This is a genomic window from Puia dinghuensis, from assembly GCF_014642875.1.
GTDB classification, from domain to species: domain Bacteria; phylum Bacteroidota; class Bacteroidia; order Chitinophagales; family Chitinophagaceae; genus Puia; species Puia dinghuensis.
This window is the reverse complement of sequence record NZ_BMJC01000001.1, coordinates 493,720-519,397: the sequence shown is the minus strand read 5'-3', so window position 1 is coordinate 519,397 and position 25,678 is coordinate 493,720. Positions and strand designations below refer to the sequence as shown.

Here is a 25,678-nt window from a genome sequence, read left to right as displayed (position 1 = left end):
CATGATTACTTAGGCTGCTCCGCCTTAAACGTGAAATTCTTTTGCGTAAGGTAACTGAAGGTCACGACAATGATGGTGGTCAGGATCTTTGCCGCCGTGGGATAGATATGGAATTGCTCCACGAAAAGTTTGATGAAGATATAGTTGAGCAAAAGACAAATGATCACCAGTACAAAATATCGGAACAGCTGCACCCTTCCATGCAGCGTACTTTCCGTAAACACGATATTGCGCATCAGGAAGAATCCCGTCGGGAAACTGACACACCAGGCCAGAATGATGGACATGATATGGGGCTTGATCACCACGAGCCCCATATCGACATTATGTTTGTGCAGGATGAAATTATAGCTTATCGCATACATCACAATATCCAGTAAGGTATTGCCGCCGCCACAGGCAGCATAGCGAAAGGTCTGCAATGGCATCAGCTTGCTGAATGGCGGATAGAAGAAGTCGATAAAGTCAATAATTCTTTTTTTCAGAAGCTGTGCCATTCGGGCAAAGATAGATACAAAACACCAAAAAAACGGCCAACATGCCTTACTTTTGCAGCCAATCAGCGGAAAATGGAACTTATCAGTCAGATCAGGATGGCCGCCAGTCAGGCACTGCAACGGGAATATCAGTATGATCTACCCGCGGGGGAAGTGGCGGTCAACGAGACAAAACCGGAATTCGAAGGCGACTATACGGTGGTGTTGTTCTCATTTGTTAAACAATTGAAAAAAAAACCGGAAGAGCTCGGCAATGAATTGGGCCGGGCGCTTCTTACCTCCCATCCCACGCTCTTTTCCGCCTATAATGTCATCAAGGGCTTCCTCAATCTCACCATCGCCGATAGCTACTGGCTTGCCTTCATACAGGCGCAGCACGACAACCCCGATTTCGGCCGCAAAGCGCGCATCGGCAAAAAGGTGATGGTCGAATATTCATCCCCGAACACCAATAAGCCCCTCCATCTCGGCCACCTCCGCAATAACTTCCTGGGTTGGAGCATTGCCGAGATATACAAGGCCAACGGCTACGATACCGTTAAGACCTGCATCGCCAACGACCGCGGTATCCATATCTGCAAAAGCATGATCGCCTGGCAGCTCTTTGCCAATGGGGCTACACCGGGATCCACCGGCATCAAGGGCGACCATCTCGTTGGCGACTATTATGTTCTCTTCGGCGAAGAACATAAAAAACAAATGGCAGAGCTCATCGCCGAAGGCATGGATAAAGAAAAGGCCGAGAAAGAAGCGCCCATCATGAAGGCGGCTCAGCAGATGCTCGTCGACTGGGAAGCCGGGAAACCGGAGGTCATCGCCTTATGGAAACAAATGAACAGTTGGGTCTACGCCGGCTTCGACGAAACCTATCGCCGCATCGGCAGCGACTTCGACAAAACCTATTACGAAAGCAATACCTACCTCCTTGGTAAAGAACTGGTAGAACAGGGACTGCAACAAGGTGTCTTCGAGCAGGAAGACGACGGCAGCGTCTGGATCGACCTGACAGCCGATGGTCTCGATCGCAAGATCGTCCGGCGCAGGGACGGTACCGCAGTGTATATCACACAGGACATCGGTCTTGCCGTTAAAAAATACGAGGAGTTCCATTGCGACCAGAGCATCTATGTAGTCGGTGACGAACAGAACTATCATTTTAAGGTGCTAAAGCTCATCTGCCAGAAATTGAAGCTGCCCTCCGCCGACGGCATCTTCCATCTCAGCTATGGGATGGTCGAATTGCCCACCGGCCGGATGAAGACCCGGGAAGGAACAGTGGTCGATGCCGACGAGATCCTCGATGAGATGATCAGCGAAGCCGAACGGAAAACAAAGGAATTGGGAAAGACCGAAGATTTCTCCCTTGAGGAATTAGAAGACCTCTATGACGTCATCGGCCTGGGCGGGCTCAAATTCTTTCTCCTGCGCGTCGACCCAAAGAAAAAGATGCTCTTCAACCCCGAGGAATCCATCGACCTGCATGGCTACACCGCCACGTTCGTCCAGTACGCCTATGCGCGGATCCGCAGCATTCTCCGCAAAGAGCCGCTGATAGAACACCCCTTCCATGCTCCTCTCCTGGCACTCGAAAAATCGCTGGCGATCACCCTGGAGAAATTCCCCGCCATCATCGAACAGGCTTGCGTGGAGATGAGCCCTTCGGTCATCGCAGGCTATGCCTACCAGTTAGCCCAGACCTATAATTCCTTTTATGCAGAACACAGCGTCGCTAACGCCGAAACTCCCGAAAAGAAGACCCTGCGCCTTCAGCTTTGCCAGATGACGGCCACCACCTTGCGCAACGCCATGAACGTTCTCGGCATCCGCGTCCCCGAAAGGATGTAGCTCACTTTAATACGATGGCCCCCAGTGGCGGCAGATGAACCGTCACCTCATAGACCCCATCGGTCTCATCTACGAGCCTCACCGGGATGGCAGGATTATTCGTATCCCCCGTCCCCCAGTACTTGCGGTCGTCGCTATTGAAGACCTCCGTCCAGGCGTCCTTCCCCCGCGCATAGACCTTCCAGTCCCGGCGCACTATGGGCGTCATATTGAGGATCACCAGCACATCCCCGGCCGCATCCCTGCCCTTCCGGCGATAGACGATAACACATTCATCCCGGTGACGCAGATCCACCCACTCGAAACCATATATATTAAATTGGTTTTCGTACAGGGCCGGCTCCCCACGTAACAGCTCATTGAGATCGCGCACGCAATCTTTTAACAGGCGATGGGCATCATACTGCAGCAGGAACCAGGGCAGCTCGGTCTTGTAATTCCATTCCGTCGTCGCCCCGAATTCATCGCCCATGAATAACAGTTTCGCACCCGGATGCGTAAACATATAGGTATACAAAAGCCGGAGGTTAGCGTGTTTCTGCCATTCATCTCCCGGCATCTTAAAGATCATCGGCGACTTGCCGTGCACCACTTCATCATGACTCAGCGGCAGCACGAAGTTCTCGTCATAATAATACATCATGCTAAAGGAGAACTTGTCCTGGTGATGGCGCCGGTGTACGGGGTCCAGCTTGAAATAGTCCAGGGTATCGTGCATCCAGCCCATCATCCATTTCATCCCGAAGCCAAGGCCGCCCGCAAAGGTGGGCCGGCTCACCCCCGGCCAGTCCGTCGCCTCCTCCGCAATGGTCTGCACATCGGGGAAATCCCGGAAGACCGTGGCGTTCAGGTCTTTGATAAAGGCTATCGCTTCCAGGTTGCCATCTCCCCCATATTCGTTGGGCTCCCAGCCGCCCGCTTGCCTTGAATAGTTCAATTTCAGCATCGAGCTTACCGCGTCGACCCTGAGCCCATCGGCGTGGAATTTGTCCAGCCAGAAGCGCGCATTGCTTATCAGGAAGGACTTCACCTCCCCCCTGCTGTAATTGAAGATATAGCTGTTCCAGTCAGGGTGAAAGCCCTTGCGCATATCCGCATATTCATAGGTATTGGCGCCGTCAAAGAGGTAAAGCCCATGATAGTCGTATGGAAAATGCGAGGGTACCCAGTCCAGGATAACCCCAATGCCTTCCCGGTGAAAAGCATCCACCAGCGCCATAAATCCCTGCGGATCGCCAAATCGGGAGGTAGGCGCGTAATACCCCGTCCCCTGGTAACCCCAGCTTCCGTCAAAAGGATGCTCCATCACCGGCATCAGCTCCACATGGGTAAAACCCATCTTCTTGACATAGGGGACTAGTAATTCCCGCAGCTGATCATAAGAATTGTACCGCTCTTCATTATTGGGGTCCGGCCGCATCCAGGAGGCCAGGTGTATTTCGTAGATGCTCCAGGGAGCATCAAGGGCGTTGTGCACCTTCCTGCTTTGCATCCATTCCCCATCCTGCCAAAAAAAATCCAGCTCCCAGGTTATGGAAGCGGTCTTTGGCCGCATCTCCCAGAAATTACAATAGGGATCGCCTTTGTCCAGCGTCCCCCCGTTGAACCCCCGGATATGATATTTATAAGATTCCCCAACGGCAATGTCGGGTATGAACCCTTCCCAGATACCCGAACGCTCCAGCCGGACGTACAAGGGATGCTTGTCAGGGGACCAGTCGTTGAAGTTGCCGATGACGGACACCGCCGTTGCATTGGGGGCCCAGACAGCGAAGTAATACCCCGTCCTGCCCAGCACGGTCACGCGATGGCTGCCAAACAATTCATACAAGCGATAATGCGTACCCTGCTGAAAATTACGGATATCCTCATCCGTAAAAAGCGAATAGTTCCACACTGGCTTAGTAGAATCAACAAAATGGACCTCTTCGTATTTCATTTTTTTGTCTTTAACGTAAATTTAGGTTATCGTCCTTGTATATCCTTCACTTTGAATTTAATTTCGGGTTCCTAATTGACAATGATCCTTATGCCTAGACTAACGCTTCTCCTATGTGTATTGCTGTTCCTATTCGGGACGGCAACGGCCCAGTCATCCCACGTCTCCGGCAGCATCGCCGACACCCTCGAAAAAAAGACCCTTGGTAATGGCTCCGTCCTCCTGCTCCGCCCCGCCGATAGCATCCTCGTCCGCTATACCCGCACCAACGCCACCGGTGGTTTCCAATTGACCGTTCCGCCCGGTCACTATCTTCTCCTGGTGACCTATCCTTCTTACGCCGACTACGTGGATACACTGGACATAAAGGACACCGGCGCCTATGTCCTGCCACCCATCGGCATGGTGCTGAAAAGTAAATTGCTGGAGACCGTCGTCGTCAGTGGCAGTAAAGGGGCGGTCCGCATCAAGGGCGACACCACCGAATTCAACGCCGACAGCTTTCGCACCCAGCCCGGCGCCTCGGTGGAAGACCTGCTGAAAAAACTACCCGGTATCCAGGTGGACAAGAACGGCAAGATCACCGCCCAGGGCGAGACGGTGAAAAAGGTGCTCGTAGACGGGGAGGAATTCTTTGGCGACGACCCCACCCTTGTCACCCAAAACCTGCGCGCAGACATGGTCGACAAGGTACAGTTGTATGACAAAAAAAGCGACCAGGCTACGTTCACCGGCATCGACGACGGCCAGCGGGAGAAAACGATCAATCTGAAATTAAAGAACGATAAGAAATTGGGGTATTTCGGCCGGGCCACCGCCGACATCGGCACCGATGGCTACTATGACGAACAGCTGATGGCCAATTACTTCAAGAAAAAGACAAAGATCTCCGCCTTCGGCATCATCTCCAACACGGGTAAGACCGGCCTCAACTGGAACGAACGCGACAACTACGGCCAGAGCTTCGCCGGGAATATAGAGGTCGATAACAACACCGGGACCATCTCCTTCGACGGGACAGGCAACAACCAGGATGAACTGGACACCTGGTCGGGCCGCTATGAAGGCCAGGGCTACCCCAGCGTAAAGACCGGCGGCCTGCATTTCAACAACAAATGGGACGATGACAAATTCTCGTTGAATGGCAACTATAAGTATATGCAGTTGAACGTCACCGGCAACAGCACCACCAATACCGAGACCATCCTGCCCGACACCCTCTTTTACAACAACCAGCGCCAGACCTTTAACAACCAGATCATCCGCAATACCCTCGACGGCACCTACGAAATAAAATTCGACTCCACGTCCTCGCTGAAGATCCTGGCCAATGGCGGCACCGATCATAAGACGACCTTTAACCAGTATCACTCCGAATACCTGGCCATCGACAGCAGCCTTGTCAACCAAAACGACCGGACCACGACCACATCGGGTGACAAACGGCAGGTGAACAGCTATCTCATCTGGCGTAAAAAACTGGGCCGCATGGGTCGTACGGTCTCCATCGCCGTTCGCGAGAATTACACCGATGACAAGTCTACCGGTTATCTCAACTCAGCGACAAAATACTACCAGGGCGGCGTCATCAGCTCGGACTCGCTCATCGACCAGCTGAAAGATTACCATACCACCAGCACCCTCATCGACTCCAAAGCCACCTACACCCAACCCCTGTCCAAATACTCTTTCCTCGTCGGCAACTACGGGGTGGTGGTCAACGACAGCCGTTCGAACCGGGACTCTTATGACAAAGCCTCAGGCGGTAAATACAACCTGCTTGACTCGCTGTACAGCAACGACTATCAATACAACGTGTTCACGCAACGGGGAGGACTGGCCTACACGTATATTAAAAAGAAGTGGCGCTTTTCCGCGGGTTCCGACCTGGGCTATACCCGGTTCAACCAGCACGACCGGATAGCCGACACCTCCGCCCACCGGGATTTTATCAATTGGTATCCCACCGCCGGTTTGGGCTATAACTTCACCAACCAGCGGCGCATCAACTTCAATTACAACGGTTATACCATCCAGCCCACGGTCACCCAGATCCAACCCATCCTCACCAATGAAGATCCGCTCAACATCTTCATCGGTAACCCGGCGCTAAAGCCGAAATTCGGCAACCGCTTCAACCTCCGGTTCAATGATTACAAGGTGTTGACCGACCGGGGCATCTGGATCAACCTCAACTATGTTTTTACCCTCAATGATATCAGCAACAGCGTCAACGTCAGCTCCGGGGGCAAGAAAGTCACGGAATACGTCAATGTCAACGGCAATTACACCGCTGCCGTCAACCTGGGTTATTCGCTAAAATGGAGTAAGCCGGACATCCGTTTCTGGTTCTACGGCAACGGCAACCAAAGCAGCAACGTCAGCATCGTCAACGGGCTCTCGAACAAGACCCTGAGCAAGATCGGCACCCTGGGCGCCTGGATCAACAAATCGAAGGAAAAGAAATTTGACATCGGCACCGGTTTCTCTGCTACCTACACCACCAGCAGGAGTTCTATCAACAGCGGCGTAAGCACGGATTACTGGACCTATCAGATCCAGCCCGAGGGCAACCTCTTCCTGCCCCTCAAATTCCAGCTCCATGCCGACGCCGACATCAACCTCCGGCAGAAGACCCCGGTCTTCACCACCAACAACAACGTCGTCCTGCTCAACGGCTGGTTTGGCAAGAAATTCCTGAAAAACGACGCCCTGTTAATAAAAGTGTCCGTCAACGACATCCTGAATCAGAATATAGGTTTCAGCCGAACCGTCAACAGCAACTTTATCAGCCAGAACACCTATGGCACGATCAAACGCTATGGGATGTTGACCGTAGTATGGAATTTTACAAAACCAGGCACCCCCGCGCCACAGCAACGGGATTGACCTAACCTATAATATATTTACATTATGTTACGCCATCGCTCACACCTGCTCCTTTTATTCCTCCTGCTCGCCGCCGGGTACGCCACCCGCGCACAGAGCAACACGATATTCCTTTCCCAGGGCCGCATCGAATTCATGCGCAGCGTCAACGTCTATGCCCAGATCAGCAAGGAAGAGGACAATGACCAGTGGGCCGAACTGCGCAAGAAAGCGTCCAGCCATTTCCGGACGTCCTATTTCGATCTTTATTTCACCCGCAGCAAGTGCCTCTACAAACCCGGCCGGGAAAGCGATGACAAGGCGTCGCTCTTCTTCTGGCAGCCGCCGGCCCAGGATAATGTCGTCTGGTCCGACCTGGAAAATTACCGGGGCATCAGCCACAAGAATATCTTCGAACAGGGCTTCCTCATCCAGGACAGCCTCCGTCAGATAAAATGGAAGATCACCGACGAAACCCGCAACATCCTGGGCTTTAACTGCCGTCGCGCCAACGCCATCATCATGGACTCCATCTATGTCGTCGCCTTTTATACCGACGAGATCCTCACCACCGGCGGACCCGAATCCTTCACCGGTCTGCCCGGGATGATCCTGGGCGTCTCCCTGCCCCATCAGCACGTCTCCTGGTTTGCCACAAAGGTGGATGCCATAAAGGTCACCGACGTGCAGGTCGCTCCGCCGGTGAAAGGCAAAAAGGTCGACAATGCCGGCCTGCTGCAGAGTATTCAGGGCAGCCTGAAAGATTGGGGAAAGACGGGGCGGCAGTTCATGGAAGCCGCGCTACTGTAACGGCCAACGGCCGGCGCCTCATTGTAATTCCAGTACCCACATGGTGCGGCCGGGCAAGGCTGCCGTTTGCGCCAGCGGATAGCGCTGATCCGTCAGCACATCGACACCCTGGGAAAATCCCTTCGTCCGTTCGCTGAATCGCGAAAAATCCACCTTCACTGGCAGGTTGCCCGTATTCATCGCGCAAAGCACGGTTTGTCTGGCGTCATACCGGAAGTAGACATAGAGCGATCCCTTCGGCACATATTGCATCATCCTCCCGCTATGCAATGCGCTGGAATGGAGCCGGTATTGCCCAAGCTTTTTCACCACATCCTGGATGCTCTTCTCGTCTTCCGTCAACGCCTCGCCGGTGAAAGCATTCTTTTTGTCGCCCGGCCATCCGCCCGGAAAATCAAGCCGCACCCAGCCATCCGGGTTATCCACACCGGCCATCAGCACCTCCGTCCCATAGTAGAGTTGCGGGATACCCCTTGCTGTCAGCAGCCATTCGATGCCCATCTTCTGCGCCGCCACTTCCTCGTGCATTCTCGAGAACCACCTTGTCATATCATGGTTGTCGAGGAAGATCACATTGGCCGCGGGGTTTTGATAAAGGAAATCACTGCCAAGGGTCTGGGTAAGCCGGTTGACCCCGCCACCCTGGGCCGAACTGTCCCCCACCGCCGCCGCGATCCCGTTGAAGAGACACTGAAAATCCAGAACCCCGGGCAGATTGCTCTTGAAGGCCGCATCGAAACTGTTGCGTGCAAAATACGCCTGCTGCGCCACATCAGGGCTCCAGCATTCGCCGAACATCGTCAGCTTCGGGTATTCTTCCAACAGCGCGGCATTGCACCGGTTCATAAAGGGTAAACTGTTATACGGGTACGTGTCGATCCTCCAGCCGTCAACGCCAAAGGATTCTACGCACCAGATGGCGTGCTGTATCAAAAACGCCGCGAGATCGGGGTTGTCCTGGTTCAGATCGGGCATCTGTTGGGTGAACCAGCCATCGACTAACAGCTTATGGTCCGCGGCGCTGGCATACGGGTCCATCACCGTTTCGCTGCGATAGTTCGTTTGCGTATAGGTCGGCCAATTATGCAGCCAGTTTGTGTCCGGTGGGTCTTGTACCAGCCAGTGATAGAGTCCTACGTGGTTGTATACTGCGTCCTGTATCAGTTTCATTCCTCGGGCGTGCAGCGCGTCCGAAAGCCGCCGGTACCCTTCCGCGCCACCAAGGCGCGGCTCGATGGTATAGTGATCGGTAAAAGCATATCCGTGCTCAGTCCGGTCGGGCATATCGTTCTCCAGCACCGGCGTCATCCACAGGGCCGTCACCCCCAGCTGTTGCAGATAATCCAGGTGGTTGAGGATACCCTGGAAGTCGCCGCCGTGGCGCAGGAAAATGGAGTCCCTGTTCAGCGACTGGTCGCGCAGCCCGGGAACCCGGTCATTGGACGGATCGCCATTGCTCCAGCGATCGGGCATCAGCAGATAAATAAAGTCGGCAGAAGTGATACCCTGCGCATAGGCCGTTCCGTTACCACTTCGCCGCGCTGCCAGCGGGAAATCGACAGTCCCGGCGCCATCCATGATGATATGCACCGTCCCAGGCCGGGCCGCCGCGCCAATCCGCAGATGCAAAAAAAGATAATGGGAATTGTGGGCCGGTCGCCAGTCGGCTACGGTCACTCCGGGGTAATTCACTCGTACCCCTTTCGCCTTCCCCACCCCTTCACCCCGGACGATCACCTGTATCGTAGAATGTTTCATCCCTACCCACCAATTGGAAGGATAGGTCCTGATCCCATCGTTGGCTTGGCCGAAGGCCGCAACGCCCACCAGGCAGCACCCGGCGATAAGGACAAAAAGCTTTTGCATAACCATGAATTTAAGAAGTGGTGCGTTCGGCAAAAAAACCGGCTTTCTCCTGCTGCATGCGGATCGCACCGCCATCGTAGACGAAAAGCACCGAAACGGCCGCGGCGATAAGGCAAAACCCGGCCAGGACGATAGAATAGATAGGTTGGTTGTTATAGATATGCTTGACGATCATCCCGCCAAAAAGACCGTTGACGATCTGTGGTAAGGTGATAAAGAAATTGAAGATGCCCATATAGATACCCATCTTCCCCGCCGGGATACAGCCGCTCAGGATCACATAAGGCATGGCGAGAATACTGGCCCAGGCCAGTCCTACCCCGATCATGGAAAAATAAAGCCCCCATGCGCCATGAACAAAGAAAATAGAGATCAGCCCGATGCCGCCGGCAAGAAGCGAGATCGCGTGGGTCATCTTGCGGCCCATCCTTCTTGCCATTGGAGTCAGGCAAAGTGCATACAAAGCCCCAACAGCATTATATATCCCAAAGGCATTACCCACAACATTGCCCGCATTGTTCCCCGCCTTGGTGTGCACGTAGTCCCCGGTGAGTCCATAGACATGCGTGGCCACGGCGTCGGTGGTGAATACCCACATGCTGAACATCGCAAACCAGCTGAAGAACTGCACCAGCCCCAGCTGCCGCATCGTCTTCGGCATCCTGGCAAAATCCTGAAAAATTTCCGCCAGCCCGCCCTTCCCATGTTTTTCCTCGACATGACCATGATACTGTTCATATTCCTTCGGCGGGTATTCCTTCGAAAAGAACACCGTCACCAGGATGGCGAGAATAAAGAGAGTAGCGCCGATGTAAAACGAATATTTGATATTGTCCGCGACACCGTTGGCGCCCGAAACCTGGCTAAAACCCAGCCAGGCCAGGATGCTGGTCATATAGGAGCCCCCCACCGCCCCGATGCCGATGAGACAGGCCTGGATGGCAAAACCCTTGGCCCGCTGGCTGTCCGGCAGATTATCCGCCACCAGCGCCCGGAAGGGCTCCATAGCAACATTAAAGGAAGCGTCCATTATCATGACAAAACCGGCGCCGATCCACAAGGCCGGGATCACCCCTGCCATCGCCCCGGAATTGGGCAGCAATATCAGCGCAAGGGAGGATAGCAGCGCACCTGTGAGGAAATAAGGCTTTCTTCGCCCAAGCCGGTTCCAGGTGCGATCGCTGTAATGACCGATCAGCGGCTGGATGATCATCCCCATGATGGGGGCTACAAGCCAGAAAGCGGGAAGCTGGTCTACATCGGCGCCAAAAGACCGCAGGATGCGGCTGGTATTGGTATTCTGAAGCGCAAAGCCACACTGTATCCCCAAAAAGCCAAAGCTCATGGAAATGATCTGCCCGGTTCTTAACAGGGGTTTGGTGGCCATATAGCAAGCAATTGTTAGATCAAATTACAAATCCGTTGGGCAGCACCGCACCCTTCTTGATCACGACCACCCCTTCTTTTACGGTATACAGCGAATGATCGGCATTTTCCAGGTGATGCCCGCCATTGATCCGCACATCGTCACCGATGCGGCAGTTCTTGTCCACGATGGCATTCCGGATATAGCAGCGGTGCCCGATGCCCACCGTCGGCAGCCCGTGTTGCCGTGCCAGCTCGATCTCCTCGATAGTCTCATAGTAATCTACCCCCATCAGGTAGCTGCTGACGATGGTGGTTCCCGTGCCGATCCGGGTACGGATACCGATGATGCTGTTCTCGATACGCGACGCATTGATGATACAGCCTTCCGCGATGATGGTCTTCTCCAGTGTTGTGCCGCTGATCTTGGCCGGCGGCAGCATCCGCGCGCGGGTATAGATGGCTTTCTCGTTGTCGAAGAGGTTGAAGTCGGGGATATCCTTGGTCAGACCCAGATTCGCCTCGAAGAAGGAAGGAATATTTCCAATGTCGGTCCAATACCCTTCATACTGGTAGCTTACGACCTTGTATTTTTCGAGGGATTGCGGAATGATCTCTTTCCCGAAATCGGTAGACTCCGCAAACTCGTTCTGCAGCAGGTCGGAAAGCAGCTGGCGGTTGAAGATATAGATCCCCATCGACGCCAGGTAATTGCGGCCCTGGGCCTGCATCGCGTGGCCGGTATCACTCACCCATGGCCCCAGCATGTCCTGTTTCGGCTTTTCCGTAAAAGAGTTGATAAAACCGCTCTCGTCCATTTTCATGATCCCGAAATCCGACGCATCCTTGGCGTTCACGGGGATGGTGGCGATGGAGATATCCGCCCCCATTTTCTTATGATGGTTCAGCATTTCCATGAAATCCATCTGGTATAGCTGGTCGCCGGAAAGGATGAGCACATATTCGCTGTCAAAAGGTCCCAGGTGGCGGAGACATTGCCGCACCGCATCGGCCGTCCCCTGGTACCAGGTGGGGTTATCCGGTGTCTGCTCGGCCGCCAGGATGTCCACAAAGGCCGAACTGAAAGCGCTGAAATGATACGTGTTCTTGATATGCCGGTTCAGCGATGCTGAATTGAACTGCGTCAGGACGAACATCCGGGATATGCCCGAGTTCAGGCAATTGGAGATCGGGATGTCCACCAGCCGGTATTTCCCTGCGATGGGCACTGCTGGTTTGCTACGGCTGGCAGTGAGAGGATACAACCGGGTTCCTGCACCACCTCCCAATATGACGGACAGAATTTCTTTTGACATATACAAGCGTTTAATTAATGAACAATCTGATTTATAATGCTAGTCTGTTGTTACTTATCCTCCATGCCTGGCCCGGTCGTAAAGATCAAGATAAGCCCGGACGCTGGTCTCCCAGCTGAAGTCGAGCTGCATCATCCGTTGCCTTATCTCCCGCAGCATCTCCTGCTGCTGGAAGAGTTCCACCGACCGCCAGATGCCATGGGTCATATCCCCCACCGTTGCATGATTGAACCGGATACCGTAGCCATCCTTATCCCCGTAATCGATCACCGTATCATGCAGGCCGCCCGTATTCCTCACCACCGGCACCGTGCCATACCGCAGCGCATACATTTGATTAAGCCCGCAGGGCTCTACACGCGAAGGCATCAGGATAAAATCAGCCCCGGCATAGATCAAATGACTCAGCGCCTCGTCGTAGCCAATATACGTATTATAATCACCCCTTGATAGCCCCCTGATCCCCTGCAGCCTTCCCTCGATCTCCGGTAAACCACTGCCCAGGATAAAGAAATTCATCTTCCGGCCGATATAATAAAAGGACTCTTCAATCACCTGCGGCAAAAGATCGGCGCCTTTGTCCCCGACCAGCCGGCCGATAAAGGTGATCAGCGGTTTCTTCGGGTCAAGATTGTATTTCTGGCAGAGCCGGGCTTTGTTCTTCTGCTTGCCTTCCTCCGCCGTCGTAATATCATAATGAACATCAGTATGGTCCTCCACCAGGTAACGGTCTGTCGCCGGGTTCCACACCACCGTGTCGATACCGTTCAGGATGCCGCTGCACTTGCCCTTTTCATATTCCAGCAGCGGTTCCAGCCCGGCAGAACTGTACCGCATCTCTTCCAGGTAGGTTGGGCTCACAGTTGTCACCTTCCAGGCGCAGCGGATGCCGCAGGCCAGGGGGTTCAACGCACCCGCCCATTCCAGCAGCCCCCTTTTCCAGGGGTCCCAGGCGGGAATAAGCACCGTCTTATCCATCCCCGTCTGCCCCTGATATTGCCCATTGTGAATGGTCAGCACCGTTGCGATGTTCTGCAGCTTCTGGTAGGCAAAACAGTATTTTACCATGAAAGGGATCAGCGCCGTATGATGATCGTGTACATGGATGATATCGGGCTGATGCGCCCAGGACACCATCCAGTCGACCACCGCTATCTGGAAAGCCGTGAACCGCTCTACGTCATCGTCATACCCATAGATCTTTTCCCTGTCAAGCAATCCAAATATATCCACCAGGTACAGGTCGAAACCCAGCTTATTCGTCCGCTCCTTGATGATCGTATAATTGAACCAGTAATTGTGCAGATGCGTATACCCCTTGTGCACTACATCGAATTCATTTGCAGCCAGAAATTTGGTCCGGTACATCGGCATCACCACCTTTGCCACGTGCCCCAGATCGTGCTGGTATTTCGGCAATGCCCCAACTACGTCACCAAGTCCCCCGGCCTTGGCCACGGGATAACATTCCGCTGAAACATGAATAATTTCCATTCATGTTCAATTTAGTAAGGATTTCGATTAAACTGCATACAGATGATGAAAAAATTTTTCGCTTCGGAAAAAGGTGGTATTTTGGTTCCTTATTCGCAAACCGCGTCGCTAATGAACAATTCAAACCAAGCCACCACGGCTGCATTAAAAGCAACCGCTCCGAAGCAAGCCACTAACACCGGAGCCCTCGCCACCTTGGTCCTCGTCTTTTTTTTCTGGGGATTCATTGCAGCTTCACAAAGCATCTTCATTCCGTTCTGCAGACACAATTTCAGCCTGACCCAATTTGAATCGCAACTGCTGGGTTCGGCATTCTACGGGGCGTATTTTATCGGGTCGTTGGCATTGTATCTCATATCGAGTCTCCTTAAATACGATATTTTGAACCGTATCGGGTATAAAAAGGGGATCATCTACGGCATCTGGATCTCGGTAGCGGGAGCGCTATTGATCATCCCTTCCGCCAATGCTCATTCATTTGCGGGATTGTTGGGGGCGTATTTTGTCGTGGCGCTCGGCTTCTCGCTCCAGCAGACGGCTGCCCAACCTTTTGCGATCATCCTTGGTGATCCGTCGACGGGCAGTCATCGGCTGAACCTGGCCGGTGGGGTCAATTCACTCGGGACGACCCTGGGGCCCATCATTTTCAGCGTTTTCCTTTTCGGACAGGTAGGCGGCGACGCCAGTAAGGCAACGGTTACGAACATCAACAACCTCTTCCTCATCGTGGCATGCGTATTTGCCGCCGTGGCCCTGTTCTTCACCTTCTCCCGCCTTCCCGCAGGCAAGGATGACGACCGCTTCGAAGGGTCTTATAAGGCGTCGAGATCGCTGGTGCTGATGACCCTCCTCATAGGGGTGGTGATCCTGGTCGGTCAGGTCACTAAGATCGAGAAGCTGCCTCTGCTGATCGTGACACTCCTGGTGGTCGTTGGTATCCTTGCTTACTCCAATTCCTCTGCTATCAAAAACCATGACAAGTGGGGTGCGATGCGCTACCCGCAATTGATCTATGGCATGTTGGGTATTTTTCTCTATGTAGGGGTGGAGGTCACCATCGACAATAATTTCGGCGCGTTGTTGCGGGAACCGGGGTATCTCACTCTCTCCGGATTGGACGAAAGCAAGATATCCAAATATGTGAGTCTCTATTGGGCCAGCCTGATGATCGGCCGGTGGACGGGGGCGATCGGGGTCTTTAATCTTTCGGAGACCGGGAAACGCATCGCGACCATCGTCGTTCCATTCATAGCATTTGGCGTTGCTTTGTTTGTCAACCATCTTTACAGCGGCGATGTCAGCGATCTTTATCCCTATGCCGGTTTCGTGGCAATAGCGATAGCCGCCTTCTTTTTCGGCCAGCAAAAGCCTGTCAAGACCCTGTTGACGCTGGCAATACTGGCAGGTTTTTTCATCCTTACGGGTGTACTGACAAGCGGAATCTTCTCGGTCTATTGCATTATGGCCGCTGGCCTTTGTAATTCGATCATGTGGCCCTGTATATTCTCGCTCGGCGTAGCGGGACTCGGAAAATTTACCAGTCAGGGTTCCGCCTTCCTGATCATGATGATCCTGGGCGGGGCGGTTGTTCCGCCTTTCCAGGGCGCTATCGGCGATGTGCTGGGATCGACCACCGGTATGCACTATAGCTATTTCGTAGCAGTAGGTTGCTATGTCGTTCTGGCCTGGCTTGCGTTACGGCTCAGAAGCACCCTCAAAGCGCAGGGTTTGAACTTCGACGAACAGATTGGTGGCGGACACTAAGGAAGCCCTCTCACTGCGTCATAAAACCCAACGGACCGGCGGTCTGTTGGGTTTTATCCTTTATCTTTGCAACCCTATACTAAAAAACGACTATTTCATGGCAAAAGCCACCTCCACTACACCTTATGATCCGCTGGCAATTGGCATCGACATCGGGGGCACCGGGACAAAGTTTGGCATCGTAGACCGCAACGGCAATGTTCTTTTCTCCAGCGAGATATCCACCCGCGGACATTCGGCAGTAGAAGGCTTTATCGATGAATTGTACAACCACCTCCATGTTCTCATCGAGAAAGCCGGGGGCATCGGCCGGATGCGGGGCATCGGCGTAGGCGCACCCAACGGCAACTATTATAGTGGTACCGTAGAATACGCCCCCAACCTCCCCTGGCGGGGCATCATCCCCCTGGCCAAACTCATCCAGAATAAATTCCAGCTGCCCGCTACCCTCACCAACGACGCCAACGCCGCGGCCATCGGTGAAATGATGTACGGCGCCGCCAAAGGCATGAAGGATTTTATCATGATCACCCTCGGCACGGGTGTCGGCAGCGGCATCGTCGCCAACGGGAAACTCATCTATGGTCATGACGGCTTTGCCGGCGAACTGGGACATACCATCATCATCCCCAACGGCCGGTATCATGAAGGGACAGGCAAGAAAGGCTCCCTGGAAAGCTATGCCTCCGCCACCGGCGTCAAGCTCACCGCTATCGAGATGCTGGAAAAAAGCGATGAATTCAGCCTCCTGCGCAGTGTACCAAAAGAGCGGCTCGACTCCCGTGCGGTCTATGACGCCGCCATCGAGGGCGACAAATTAGCAAAAGAGGTCTTCGATTTCACGGGTTCCGTCCTGGGGCTGGCACTGGCAAACTTTGTCATGTTCTCCAGTCCGGAAGCCGTCATCCTCTTTGGCGGGCTGACAAAGGCCGGCGATCTTATCCTCAAACCGACCCGGGAGAATATGGAAGAAAACCTCATCCAGGTCTTCCAGAACAAGGTCAAGATCCTCGTCAGCCACCTGAAGGAGTCCGACGCCGCCATCCTGGGCGCCAGCGCTCTTGTATGGGATATGAAAGGGTAATTACTCCTGTTTCGTTCGCTTTATCAAAAACACCGCCGGCACCGGCCGCTCCCCCTCCTTGTCGGATGGGTGTATCGTTTCCTTGCCATTCACCAGCATACAGCTGCTACCGCCCCCATCGAGGTTCAGCGCCTCGTAACACCCAAGGTGTAAGAGGATATCCGCTTCCTGCTGCAACGTGGCGCCTGCGGCTACCCCGGGCGTCCGCCCCTGCACCACCAGGATGATCAGCCTGCCATCCCGCGTATACCCCATCGCCGTCCGCGGGTGGTGCTCGCCATTCCGGTTGCTGCCGGGAAAGAGCTGCTCTTCCCTGTCGGTGATATGGATCCTCCCGTCATGGATCAGTACCGGACCACCGCCAACGGCCGTTCGCATCTTCCACCATTTCCACTCGATGTCGTTGAGATCATATATCGAAGGCACCGTATCCGTGCCCTTGGCGATCACCGGCATCTGTTCGAAGGCATAAGGCCAGCGTCTCGCACTGTCCGTAAAGGTCCAGGCGACATCCGCACGCCGCTTCCGGTCGATGCCGATCGCGCCCCGGGTGGGATAATAATACAAAAGGGAATCATTGCCCATTCCCCGCAGGGAAGTGATGTTGTATGCCTGCAGCTTCCCGTCTTTAACGACAAGATTCAATGGCTGGTTGGTAGTAAAGGAAAAGAAAGTGCAATTCACCACCAGTAAGGGAAACTGTTCTATCTGGTAGTATTGTGCCGGAGTAAAGCGCTTACCCTGTCCCGTTGTTGCCGTAAACAGGATGCCCTTGTCCTTTAGCCGGGCAGAAACAAAGTAGGCGACGGAAGGGAATCCATCCATGCTGTCGGTGCTGCGATAGACGTGCATCGAAGAAGGCAACGGCCCATACGCGGTGTCTACCCGCTGCCAATGCAGCTGCGCCGGGCAAAACCGGGCAGTCAGCAGATACAACAGGCAGAGAGCAATCGGTTTGGGCATGAGGATGGCTGAGTTAGGATGCGGCTTCCTTCTTCCGCAGCCATTCTCCCCGACCATAGCCGGGGATGACATGACGTTCGGAATGGTAAGAACTCCTTACGAGCGGGCCGCTTTCTACATAATCGAATCCGAGATTGTAGCCGATCTCCTGCAGCTCGGCAAACTCATCGGGATGGACGAATCGCATCACCGGCAGGTGCTTCTTCGTCGGCTGCAGATATTGCCCAAGCGTGATCACATCGACCCCGCTGTTATACAGGTCGGTCATCGTCTGTACCACCTCTTCTTTCGTTTCCCCAAGTCCAAGCATGATACCGCTCTTGGTCCGCATCCCCCCTTCCTTCAAGATATTCAGGGTCTCCATGCTGCGCCAGTACTTAGCCTGGATGCGCACCTGCCGCGTCAGCCGTTCAACCGTTTCGATATTATGGGAAACTACCTCGGGCGCCGCTTCGATCACCCGGGCGATATTGTCCTTTTCGGCCTTGAAATCGGGAATAAGCGTCTCCAGGGTAGTGCCGGGATTAAGCGCCTTCACCGCCCTGATCGTATTCTGCCAGATGATGCTACCGCCATCCTTCAGCTCGTCCCTGTCCACCGAAGTGATCACCGCATGCTTCACCTTCATCAGGTGGATGGCCTCGGCTACCCGCTGCGGCTCATCCCAGTCTACCGCCTCGGGCCGGCCCGTGGCAACGGCGCAAAAACCACAGCTGCGCGTACAGATATTTCCGAGGATCATAAAGGTGGCCGTTCCTTCTCCCCAGCATTCCCCCATATTGGGGCAATTGCCGCTTTCGCAAATGGTGTGTAATTTATGTGTGTCTACCAGCCCACGGACATGCTTATAATTTTCGCCTATGGGTAACTTGACGCGTAACCAATTGGGTTTGTTTATCTTATAATCCTTTTCTGTCGTTTCCATCTAACAAATGTACATCATTTTCGACTCCCGAAAAGGATGGCCACATACGCGTTGAAGAAGAACTGGTGCTGCTTCACCAGGTAGACAAGGGGTATCTTGCCGAAGTAATATTCCTCTGTTAATCCTACTTCGATGGCCGCAACGGTCTGGTTCAGCCGGCCATAGTCAAACCGCATAGCCTGCTTGGCATTGACACCCGGCTTTATCGTCAGGTTGTCCCAGCCTACCGTAAAACCCGAGGCGCCGGTGATCTGGTCGCCTTCCGTTGTATCGGCTACCATCTGGCTATAGGTCTTCCGGTAACTTGCCCCCGTTATCGAGTTCTGGACATCCAGGTAGTAAGGCTTGAGCAACCCCACGGTAACCCCGGCGGAGTAAAGCGCCGCCACCGAAACCCCGTTTCGGTTACCCTTCTGGCCGATCATATGCTCCTGACCGATGGCCATTTTAAATTCATAGAGGTTGTTCAGCTTATACGGCACCACCGAAGAGTAGTTGATCCCGTCCGAAGTGGCGGAGATATGATGTTCTTTGGGATCTTTTTTCTCGTTGAGCTCAAACTGAAAAAGCAGGGTCCGCGACGGGCTCTTGAACTTCCCCTTTTCGAAATTGATGCCATATCCATCGGTAGCAAGCCTGATCCCGAATATATTGTGCTTGTTGAAGATCAGATCCCCTTCCTCTTCCATTCTCAGCAGATTGTTCATCCGGTCGCGCTTGGAGTTCTGCTTGTTACGTTTCGACACCATATTGACACTGTCGGTATTGTATTGGGCAAAAAGCTGCAGCACCAGGGTCGAAGCGAGAACGGTCAGGATTATCTTATAGATGTCCTTCGGACGCGCCGCTTTTTGCGGCTTTGGTTTACTCACTGCTAATGATTTGATTTGACGGGCCAAATTTTGATCTAACTGGCGTAAATTTAGGCAAAATTTATTGCACAATGACTTCAACAGTTATTTACGAAGGAGATTTACGAACGGTTGCCCAACACCTGCAATCCGGGACAGAAATAGAGACCGATGCGCCCACCGATAACCAGGGAAAAGGCGAGCGTTTTTCCCCCACCGACCTGGTAGCCACGGCCCTCGGCGCCTGTATGGCCACCACCATGGGGATAAAGGCCCGCGACCTTCAGGTAGACCTCCGCGGCATGAAACTGTCTATCCAGAAGATCATGAAGCCCGATCCGCGCCGCATCGCCGGCGTCAACGTGGTTTTCGACTTCCCCGGACAGCTGGTCGTCGATGAAAAACAAAAGACCATCCTCGAACGGACGGCCCACACCTGCCCCGTTATGTACAGCATCCATCCGGACCTCGAAGTAAAGATCGAGTTCAACTGGAATAGTGTTGTCCCCGCTTAGGTCTACGCGTCTAGGCAGCCAGCAACGCCCGGCCGATCGCACAATCGAGGCATCGCCGGGCGTTGCAATATTCCTTTTTCAATTCCAGCAATCCCTGCGACCCGGCCGCATCTTTCGCCGCCACCCCTAGTCCACCCCAACCCCGCAGGATGGCGTTGCTTTCAGCCTTCACCTCCCGTAGCCAGCCCAGCGCCTTCTCCCGCTGGCCATACGCGAACAGCACCGGGATAAAGGCATTGATCACCATCCCCTTCTGCCGCTCAACCCCCAATCCTTTGACTGCTGCCATCTCCCGCATAACCGTGCCCGGCGACTCCGCATCCCGGACAAAAGCAAACCAACCCCTGCCGGTAGCCATCAACGCCGCCAGCTGCACCAGCCTCCCGTCAGGGAAATTGCCCGGCCGCATCCGTAAGAAAGCGACCGGCGCATCCACCGGCCGCAGTCCATATTTAATTCGCAGAAAACGGTACTCCCGCGCCCGCCCATCGGATGCCGGAAGCAACCCTGCCTGCCCCAGGAGCAAGGCCTCCAGCAACACCGGCTGACTACGGTGCCGCATCAGCAGCCGCAACGGCAGGCTCCTGGCCACCGCTTCAAAAACAGCCCCATTAACGGCCAGGCCCATACTCCGCGCCAACAGCCACCAGGTCGTTTCCTCCCAATCCTGCCGGTTCTGCTCCAGCCAACGCCATACGACAGCCGCCCGTCGTGTCAACCGCTGCAACCCCAGCTCCCGCAGCCACGACGTCCATAGGACCGCATCCACGGATGACAGCTGCCCCTCGCAAGGCACAAACGAACGGCGCCGCATCCAATACTCATACCGGTTGAGCAGCAGCTTCGACACCCGCGGCAATAACACCAACATGGGAATAGCCCCCGCCGTCACCTTTTCCGGCCGGTCGTTCACCCACACCACATGCAGCACCACCGCCCCATAGTGAACATCGTCATCATGTGCATGCCGGATCCAGTCCGAGGCCAGCACATGCAACTCCACCGGACCCGTGTATGTCACACCGCCGATGCGGATACGCGCATCCCGGAAATCGGGCCCCTGGTGGGGATTCTGCTCACCCGGAAAAAGCACCTGCAGGGGCTCCCCTGCTTCGGTCACCAATCCCTGGTGATTAAAATGGCGCCAACGCCAGATGAAATGCAATAATTCTTCCCGCATAAACTACCTCCATTTCCGCAACGCCTGCACCACCCTGCTCACGGGCAGGCCCATCACATTATAGAAATCTCCTTCTATCCCTTTTATTCCCACCACCCCAATCCACTCCTGGATGGCATAAGCACCGGCTTTGTCATAAGGCTTATACCGGTCGACATATCCTTCGATCTCCGCCGTCGACAACGGGTGAAACCACACCGCCGTCGTGTCGGCAAAGGCCTGTTCCTCGCCATCCCGCAACAGCACCACGCCAGTGATCACTTCATGACGATGGCCGGCAAGCCTGGAAAGTATATTCACCGCATCGGCCCGATCGCGCGGTTTGCCGATGATCTCATCCTCCAGCACGACAACCGTGTCCGCGGCGATCACTACCCGTCCGGGTCCGACTGCCGCCTTCACGGCCAACGCTTTGTTGCGGGCGATGTACACCGGGACATCGGCTATCGCAAGCTCCGGCGGCCAGGTCTCGGGTGTGTCCTTTACCATCACTTCGAAATCCACCTCCGCCCATTCCAACAACTGTTTGCGCCGGGGGGAACCCGACGCCAATACGATTCTTTCCATTTTTACTTATACCAGTTTAAGCATCAACATAGACAGGATACCCGCCAGCATGATCCCCTTGATCATATTGCTGAGACGGTGATATTGCGCCTTCGTCTGCGCCTCATACAGCTTGCGCAGCACCCAGGCCGAGGGGATGTCAAGTAGCACCGCACTATATAGTGTAAGCGGCCACCATGCCTTTTGTAGTACATAGAATTGAAAGATGATCAGGGCGCCGATGAGCACCGCCATCCAGGTGCCGGCAAAGACCTTCGCGACATTCACCCCCCATACGATGGGCATGGTGCGGCAGCCATATTTCGCATCCCCCTCCATATCCTCGATATCCTTCACCACTTCCCGTACCAGCGAAATGATAAAGGCAAACGACCCATAGACGATCGCAAACTTAAACAGCCGGGAGATGATCTCCCGATAAACGGCATCACCGGTGATCCTGACCTCGCATACCCACAACACTAAAATGACCCAGGCAGTCAGCAGCGAAATGATGACATTTCCGATGAGCAGCTTTCGTTTAAAGGTAGTACTGTAAAACCAAAGCAATCCGACACAGCCCACGTTGGCCAGGCCGACAAGCGGATTCCGCAGCACCCAACTGACGTAAAAACCCAGCAGTACCCCGATTCCCGAAAAGATCCAATGCCAGAGAATGGTCCAACGGCGTTTGATCACCTTTTCCACCACCATCCTTTTCGGTTTGTTGACGCGGTCGATATTCAGATCGAAATAATCGTTGATGGTATAACCCGCGGCGGCGATCAGGATGGAAGAAAGCGCAAGCAGATAGAAAAGCAGGGGACTCAGCTTATGCGGATACTCCCCGCCGGGGTTGCCATACGCAAAGCAGGGCAACAGGATACAATAATAGAACAGCAGCTGGGTAAGAAAAATAAACACCAGATTGGGCCAGCGGATAAGGCGGAAAAAAGCTCGGAGCAATTGCGGCATACCAAATTTATTTTGAGGCGACGGATTGATCCAGTTCCCATTGACCATTTAATTTCAACACCTTCTCGACGACATCCCGCACACAACCCTGCCCTCCCCCAAACGACGAGATATAGGCGGCAATATGCCTGATCTCCGGGGCCGCATCCGAAGGCGCACAGGCCAGACCGACGTGTTTCATCGCCGCATAATCGGGGATGTCATCGCCCATATACAGCATATCCTTTTCGTCCAGGCCATGCTCCTGCGCATAACGGTTAAGCAGCTCCACTTTATCATGGACGTTCAAAAAAATATCCCGGATGCCAAGGTATTGCAGCCGCTGCCGTACGCCTTCCGAACTGCCACCCGAGATGACTACCACCCGGTATCCTTTTTTAACAGCCAGTTGCAGGCAATACCCGTCCCGGGTACTCATCCGGCGCACCTGCTCCCCGGTTTCAAATACCTGTACGCTTCCGTCGGTCATAACCCCATCTACGTCGAATACGAATGTCCTTATCGATTTGAACTTTTCCAATACGCTCATGAGAAATTGTTTACCGCGAGCAAAAATACCCCAATTCTTTCATCGGACCACTCCCTTGTAATACTCTTCTATCCGGGCGGAGAACAACCGGTATAATTCGCTCATATTATTGTAATTGTTAAGCAGTTGAAGATGGCGCTCCATGGTGGCATGGTCACCCCTGACGGCCGGCCCCGTCTGCACCTCCCGCGGCGGATAATGCCCGATCCGTTCGGCCGTCTCCCGGATGATCGGCAGCAGCAATGCGAAATCTATCTGCTCCTGACGGCAAAAGTCGGCGGCAAGCGTATAAAGATAGTTGGTGAAGTTATTGGCGAAGACGGCCGCTACATGCAGTTTTAACCGCATACCATCGTCCGCCCGCTGCACCTGGCGCGAGATCGTCCTGGCAAAAGCTTCGATCACCGGCAGGTCTGCCTCCCGGTTCGCATCGATCAGCAGGGGAAACTCCGGGAAAGGCCTGATCTCCTTCCGCAGGCTTTGCAGCGGATACAACACCCCGCTACGCTCACTCACTGCCAACAGGGCTGCACGGGGCACCGCCCCCGCCGTGTGCACGACAAGCCTGTCAGGCAATGACAACACCTGTTCCAACTCCAACGTCGCCTGGTCGCTGAGTGCGACAATATAGATGTCCGCCCCGGCAGCGATGGCTGACAACCGGGTCGTATACCCGCATCCCCATTCCCCTGCCAGCCGCGCCGCTGCTTCCTCCCGCCGCGCCGCCACCTGAAGGATAGTATGCCCCGCGGCGACAATCCTGTTACCCATCACCGTGGCCACATTTCCCGATCCGATGATTACTACAGTCATTTTGTAACTTTGCATGATCATGAAGATACCGCAAAAATTAGCACTCCCTTATACACGCGCCCGGATAAACATACTTTCACTGGCTTCTCCCCGCAAAGCGGCTATAAAAGCTTTCCGGCTTTTCTGTACACCGCAGCAGCGGGTTACCAAAAAAGGCTCCGCCTTCTTTCAGCAGGGACAACCGCTGTCTTTTCGTTATAACAACCACACCGTCCGCGGCCGTCATTGGCCTTCCGTCGAACCGTCAAAGAAAAAGGTGCTTATCGCCCATGGCTTCGAATCGGCATCGCCCAACTTCGAAGGATACGTCGCCGCCCTTGTCCAAAAAGGATATGAGGTAGTCGCCTTTGACGCCCCGGCACACGGCGCTTCCGGTGGAAGCCGCATCCTGCTCCCCGACTATGTCAATGTCCTGCGTACGATCGAACAGAACCACGGCCCCTTTCATTCCTACCTGGGGCATTCTCTTGGCGGACTCGCACTGGCGCTTTTCCTGGAGAACAGTCCGCATAACAAAGTCACCAGGCTGGTCCTCGTCGCCCCCGCAGTGGAAACGACACTGGCCGTGGACAACTTTGCACGACTGCTCCGGCTTTCACCGGAAGTGGTGCGGGAAATGGACGACTACGTCCAGGAGACAAGCGGCCATCATTTTGCCTGGTATTCCCTTCGCCGGGCGTTTCACCACATTTCCGCCGACACGCTTTATGTCCAGGATGAAGCCGACAGGGTCACTCCCTTTAAGGATGCCCTGCTGGTACAGAAGGATGGCCATTCCAACATCCGCTTCATCTTTACAAAAGGGCTGGGACACCGCAAGGTCTATAAGGATGAGACGGTGATGCACCGCATTGTCGGCTTTCTCTAGTTATTCTTCCCTTCCACCATGGGAACAAAAGAAAAATTGTCGAACAACTCTGTTGTCGCGCTTCCATCGGCCTGTCGCGTCAGTCGCAACATCCGCTGAACCTGCCCCTCCCCTACCGGGATAACCATCAAACCGCCCGGTTTCAACTGCTCGACCAGCTTCGGCGGGATAAAGGGCGCCGCTGCGGTGACGATCACCTTGTCAAAAGGCGCAAAGGTGGGCAGCCCCTCATAGCCATCGCCATAGAAGAATTTCAATGCGGGATATTTCTTCGGGTAGGGAAATTGCTTGTTACTGTCGAATAGCTTCTTTTGCCGCTCGATCGTATAGACCTGCGCCTTCATTTCCGCGAGTACACAAGCCTGGTAGACGCTGCCCGTACCTATCTCCAACACCTTGTCAAAGGGCTTCACCTCCAGCAGCTGCGACTGATAGGCCACCGTGTAAGGCTGGGAGATGGTCTGTCCTTCCCCAATAGGAAAAGCCCGGTCTTCATAGGCAATTTTATCGAATGCCGAATCCATAAAGAAGTGCCTGGGCGTGTGAAGGATGGCCTCCAGCACCCGCTCGTCCGTTATACCTTTCTTCCGGATAATATCCACCAGCTGCCTTCGCAGGCCCTTATGGCGGTAACTGTCTTCGAATGTTCTCATAAACGGCTGCAA

The 25,678-nt window shown here is 54.3% G+C and carries 22 protein-coding genes; 7 read left to right on the top strand and 15 right to left on the bottom strand.

The window, feature by feature from the left end; all coding sequences use genetic code 11:
* Positions 1–5: 5 nt before the first annotated feature.
* Positions 6–497, bottom strand: coding sequence for a GtrA family protein (locus IEY39_RS01875; RefSeq protein ID WP_229688726.1), 492 nt, complete (start codon positions 495–497; stop codon positions 6–8).
* A 72-nt stretch (positions 498–569) separates the two neighbouring features.
* Here IEY39_RS01875 and argS point away from each other — a divergent pair, with 72 nt between their 5' ends.
* Positions 570–2,342 carry an arginine--tRNA ligase gene (gene argS, locus IEY39_RS01870; RefSeq protein WP_188927935.1) on the top strand — a complete coding sequence of 591 codons (1,773 nt, stop codon included), beginning with the start codon at positions 570–572 and terminating at the stop codon, positions 2,340–2,342.
* A gap of 1 nt (position 2,343) precedes the next feature.
* On the opposite strand, the gene glgB is transcribed toward argS, so the two are convergent.
* Complete coding sequence (gene glgB, locus IEY39_RS01865) at positions 2,344–4,281, bottom strand: 1,4-alpha-glucan branching protein GlgB (protein ID WP_188927934.1); 1,938 nt, start codon at positions 4,279–4,281, stop codon at positions 2,344–2,346.
* Between the two features lie 90 nt (positions 4,282–4,371).
* Here glgB and IEY39_RS01860 point away from each other — a divergent pair, with 90 nt between their 5' ends.
* Both IEY39_RS01860 and IEY39_RS01855 read left to right on the top strand, forming a co-directional pair.
* The gene (locus tag IEY39_RS01860; protein WP_188927933.1) at positions 4,372–7,170 is read left to right on the top strand and encodes a TonB-dependent receptor; all 2,799 of its coding nucleotides are present in this window, start codon (positions 4,372–4,374) and stop codon (positions 7,168–7,170) included.
* Between the two features lie 24 nt (positions 7,171–7,194).
* Positions 7,195–7,959 carry a GLPGLI family protein gene (locus IEY39_RS01855; protein WP_188927931.1) on the top strand — a complete coding sequence of 255 codons (765 nt, stop codon included), beginning with the start codon at positions 7,195–7,197 and terminating at the stop codon, positions 7,957–7,959.
* An 18-nt stretch (positions 7,960–7,977) separates the two neighbouring features.
* Here IEY39_RS01855 and IEY39_RS01850 read toward each other — a convergent pair whose 3' ends face one another.
* From IEY39_RS01850 to IEY39_RS01835, 4 genes are read right to left on the bottom strand one after another with little or no spacing between them, the layout of a single operon-like run.
* Complete coding sequence (locus tag IEY39_RS01850) at positions 7,978–9,825, bottom strand: alpha-amylase family glycosyl hydrolase (protein ID WP_188927929.1); 1,848 nt, start codon at positions 9,823–9,825, stop codon at positions 7,978–7,980.
* Between the two features lie 10 nt (positions 9,826–9,835).
* On the bottom strand, positions 9,836–11,212 hold the full coding sequence (locus IEY39_RS01845; protein WP_188927928.1) for an MFS transporter: 1,377 nt from the start codon (positions 11,210–11,212) through the stop codon (positions 9,836–9,838).
* Positions 11,213–11,231: 19 nt separating this feature from the next.
* On the bottom strand, positions 11,232–12,506 hold the full coding sequence (locus tag IEY39_RS01840) for a glucose-1-phosphate adenylyltransferase (RefSeq protein ID WP_188927926.1): 1,275 nt from the start codon (positions 12,504–12,506) through the stop codon (positions 11,232–11,234).
* 54 nt (positions 12,507–12,560) lie between these two features.
* Positions 12,561–14,000: a glycogen synthase gene (locus IEY39_RS01835; RefSeq protein WP_188927924.1), complete on the bottom strand. Its 1,440-nt coding sequence runs from the start codon at positions 13,998–14,000 to the stop codon at positions 12,561–12,563.
* Between the two features lie 111 nt (positions 14,001–14,111).
* On the opposite strand from IEY39_RS01835, the gene IEY39_RS01830 reads away from it, so the two are divergent.
* A complete protein-coding gene (locus IEY39_RS01830) occupies positions 14,112–15,764 on the top strand; it encodes an MFS transporter (protein WP_229688725.1) in 1,653 nt (550 codons plus the stop codon).
* Between the two features lie 97 nt (positions 15,765–15,861).
* Positions 15,862–16,848 (top strand): ROK family protein, encoded by a 987-nt coding sequence (locus tag IEY39_RS01825; protein ID WP_188927922.1) that lies wholly within the window; start codon positions 15,862–15,864, stop codon positions 16,846–16,848.
* Here IEY39_RS01825 and IEY39_RS01820 read toward each other — a convergent pair whose 3' ends face one another.
* The 3 genes from IEY39_RS01820 to IEY39_RS01810 are packed head-to-tail and all read right to left on the bottom strand — an operon-like array spanning position 16,849 to position 19,608.
* The gene (locus IEY39_RS01820; RefSeq protein ID WP_188927920.1) at positions 16,849–17,811 is read right to left on the bottom strand and encodes a phosphodiester glycosidase family protein; all 963 of its coding nucleotides are present in this window, start codon (positions 17,809–17,811) and stop codon (positions 16,849–16,851) included.
* 13 nt (positions 17,812–17,824) lie between these two features.
* Entirely contained in the window at positions 17,825–18,736 is a 912-nt protein-coding gene (lipA, locus tag IEY39_RS01815) for a lipoyl synthase (RefSeq protein WP_188927918.1), read from the bottom strand.
* Between the two features lie 14 nt (positions 18,737–18,750).
* A complete protein-coding gene (locus IEY39_RS01810) occupies positions 18,751–19,608 on the bottom strand; it encodes a hypothetical protein (protein WP_188927917.1) in 858 nt (285 codons plus the stop codon).
* Positions 19,609–19,679: 71 nt separating this feature from the next.
* Between IEY39_RS01810 and IEY39_RS01805 the strand changes: the two genes are divergently transcribed.
* Positions 19,680–20,102: an OsmC family protein gene (locus IEY39_RS01805; protein WP_188927915.1), complete on the top strand. Its 423-nt coding sequence runs from the start codon at positions 19,680–19,682 to the stop codon at positions 20,100–20,102.
* A 10-nt stretch (positions 20,103–20,112) separates the two neighbouring features.
* Here the strand turns inward: IEY39_RS01805 and IEY39_RS01800 are convergent, their stop codons facing one another.
* The 5 genes from IEY39_RS01800 to IEY39_RS01780 are packed head-to-tail and all read right to left on the bottom strand — an operon-like array spanning position 20,113 to position 24,145.
* Positions 20,113–21,282 carry a DUF2851 family protein gene (locus tag IEY39_RS01800; protein ID WP_188927913.1) on the bottom strand — a complete coding sequence of 390 codons (1,170 nt, stop codon included), beginning with the start codon at positions 21,280–21,282 and terminating at the stop codon, positions 20,113–20,115.
* Positions 21,283–21,285: 3 nt separating this feature from the next.
* Positions 21,286–21,849, bottom strand: a complete 564-nt coding sequence (locus tag IEY39_RS01795) for a Maf family protein (RefSeq protein ID WP_188927911.1) — start codon at positions 21,847–21,849, stop codon at positions 21,286–21,288.
* A gap of 6 nt (positions 21,850–21,855) precedes the next feature.
* Positions 21,856–22,803, bottom strand: coding sequence for a geranylgeranylglycerol-phosphate geranylgeranyltransferase (locus IEY39_RS01790; RefSeq protein WP_188927909.1), 948 nt, complete (start codon positions 22,801–22,803; stop codon positions 21,856–21,858).
* A gap of 7 nt (positions 22,804–22,810) precedes the next feature.
* Positions 22,811–23,332 (bottom strand): KdsC family phosphatase, encoded by a 522-nt coding sequence (locus IEY39_RS01785; protein WP_188927907.1) that lies wholly within the window; start codon positions 23,330–23,332, stop codon positions 22,811–22,813.
* A gap of 39 nt (positions 23,333–23,371) precedes the next feature.
* Positions 23,372–24,145, bottom strand: coding sequence for a Rossmann-like and DUF2520 domain-containing protein (locus tag IEY39_RS01780; RefSeq protein WP_188927906.1), 774 nt, complete (start codon positions 24,143–24,145; stop codon positions 23,372–23,374).
* 19 nt (positions 24,146–24,164) lie between these two features.
* Between IEY39_RS01780 and IEY39_RS01775 the strand changes: the two genes are divergently transcribed.
* The gene (locus IEY39_RS01775; protein ID WP_188927904.1) at positions 24,165–25,013 is read left to right on the top strand and encodes an alpha/beta hydrolase; all 849 of its coding nucleotides are present in this window, start codon (positions 24,165–24,167) and stop codon (positions 25,011–25,013) included.
* Here IEY39_RS01775 and IEY39_RS01770 read toward each other — a convergent pair.
* Positions 25,010–25,666 carry a protein-L-isoaspartate(D-aspartate) O-methyltransferase gene (locus IEY39_RS01770; protein ID WP_188927902.1) on the bottom strand — a complete coding sequence of 219 codons (657 nt, stop codon included), beginning with the start codon at positions 25,664–25,666 and terminating at the stop codon, positions 25,010–25,012. The genes IEY39_RS01775 and IEY39_RS01770 overlap by 4 nt on opposite strands.
* Positions 25,667–25,678: the final 12 nt, after the last annotated feature.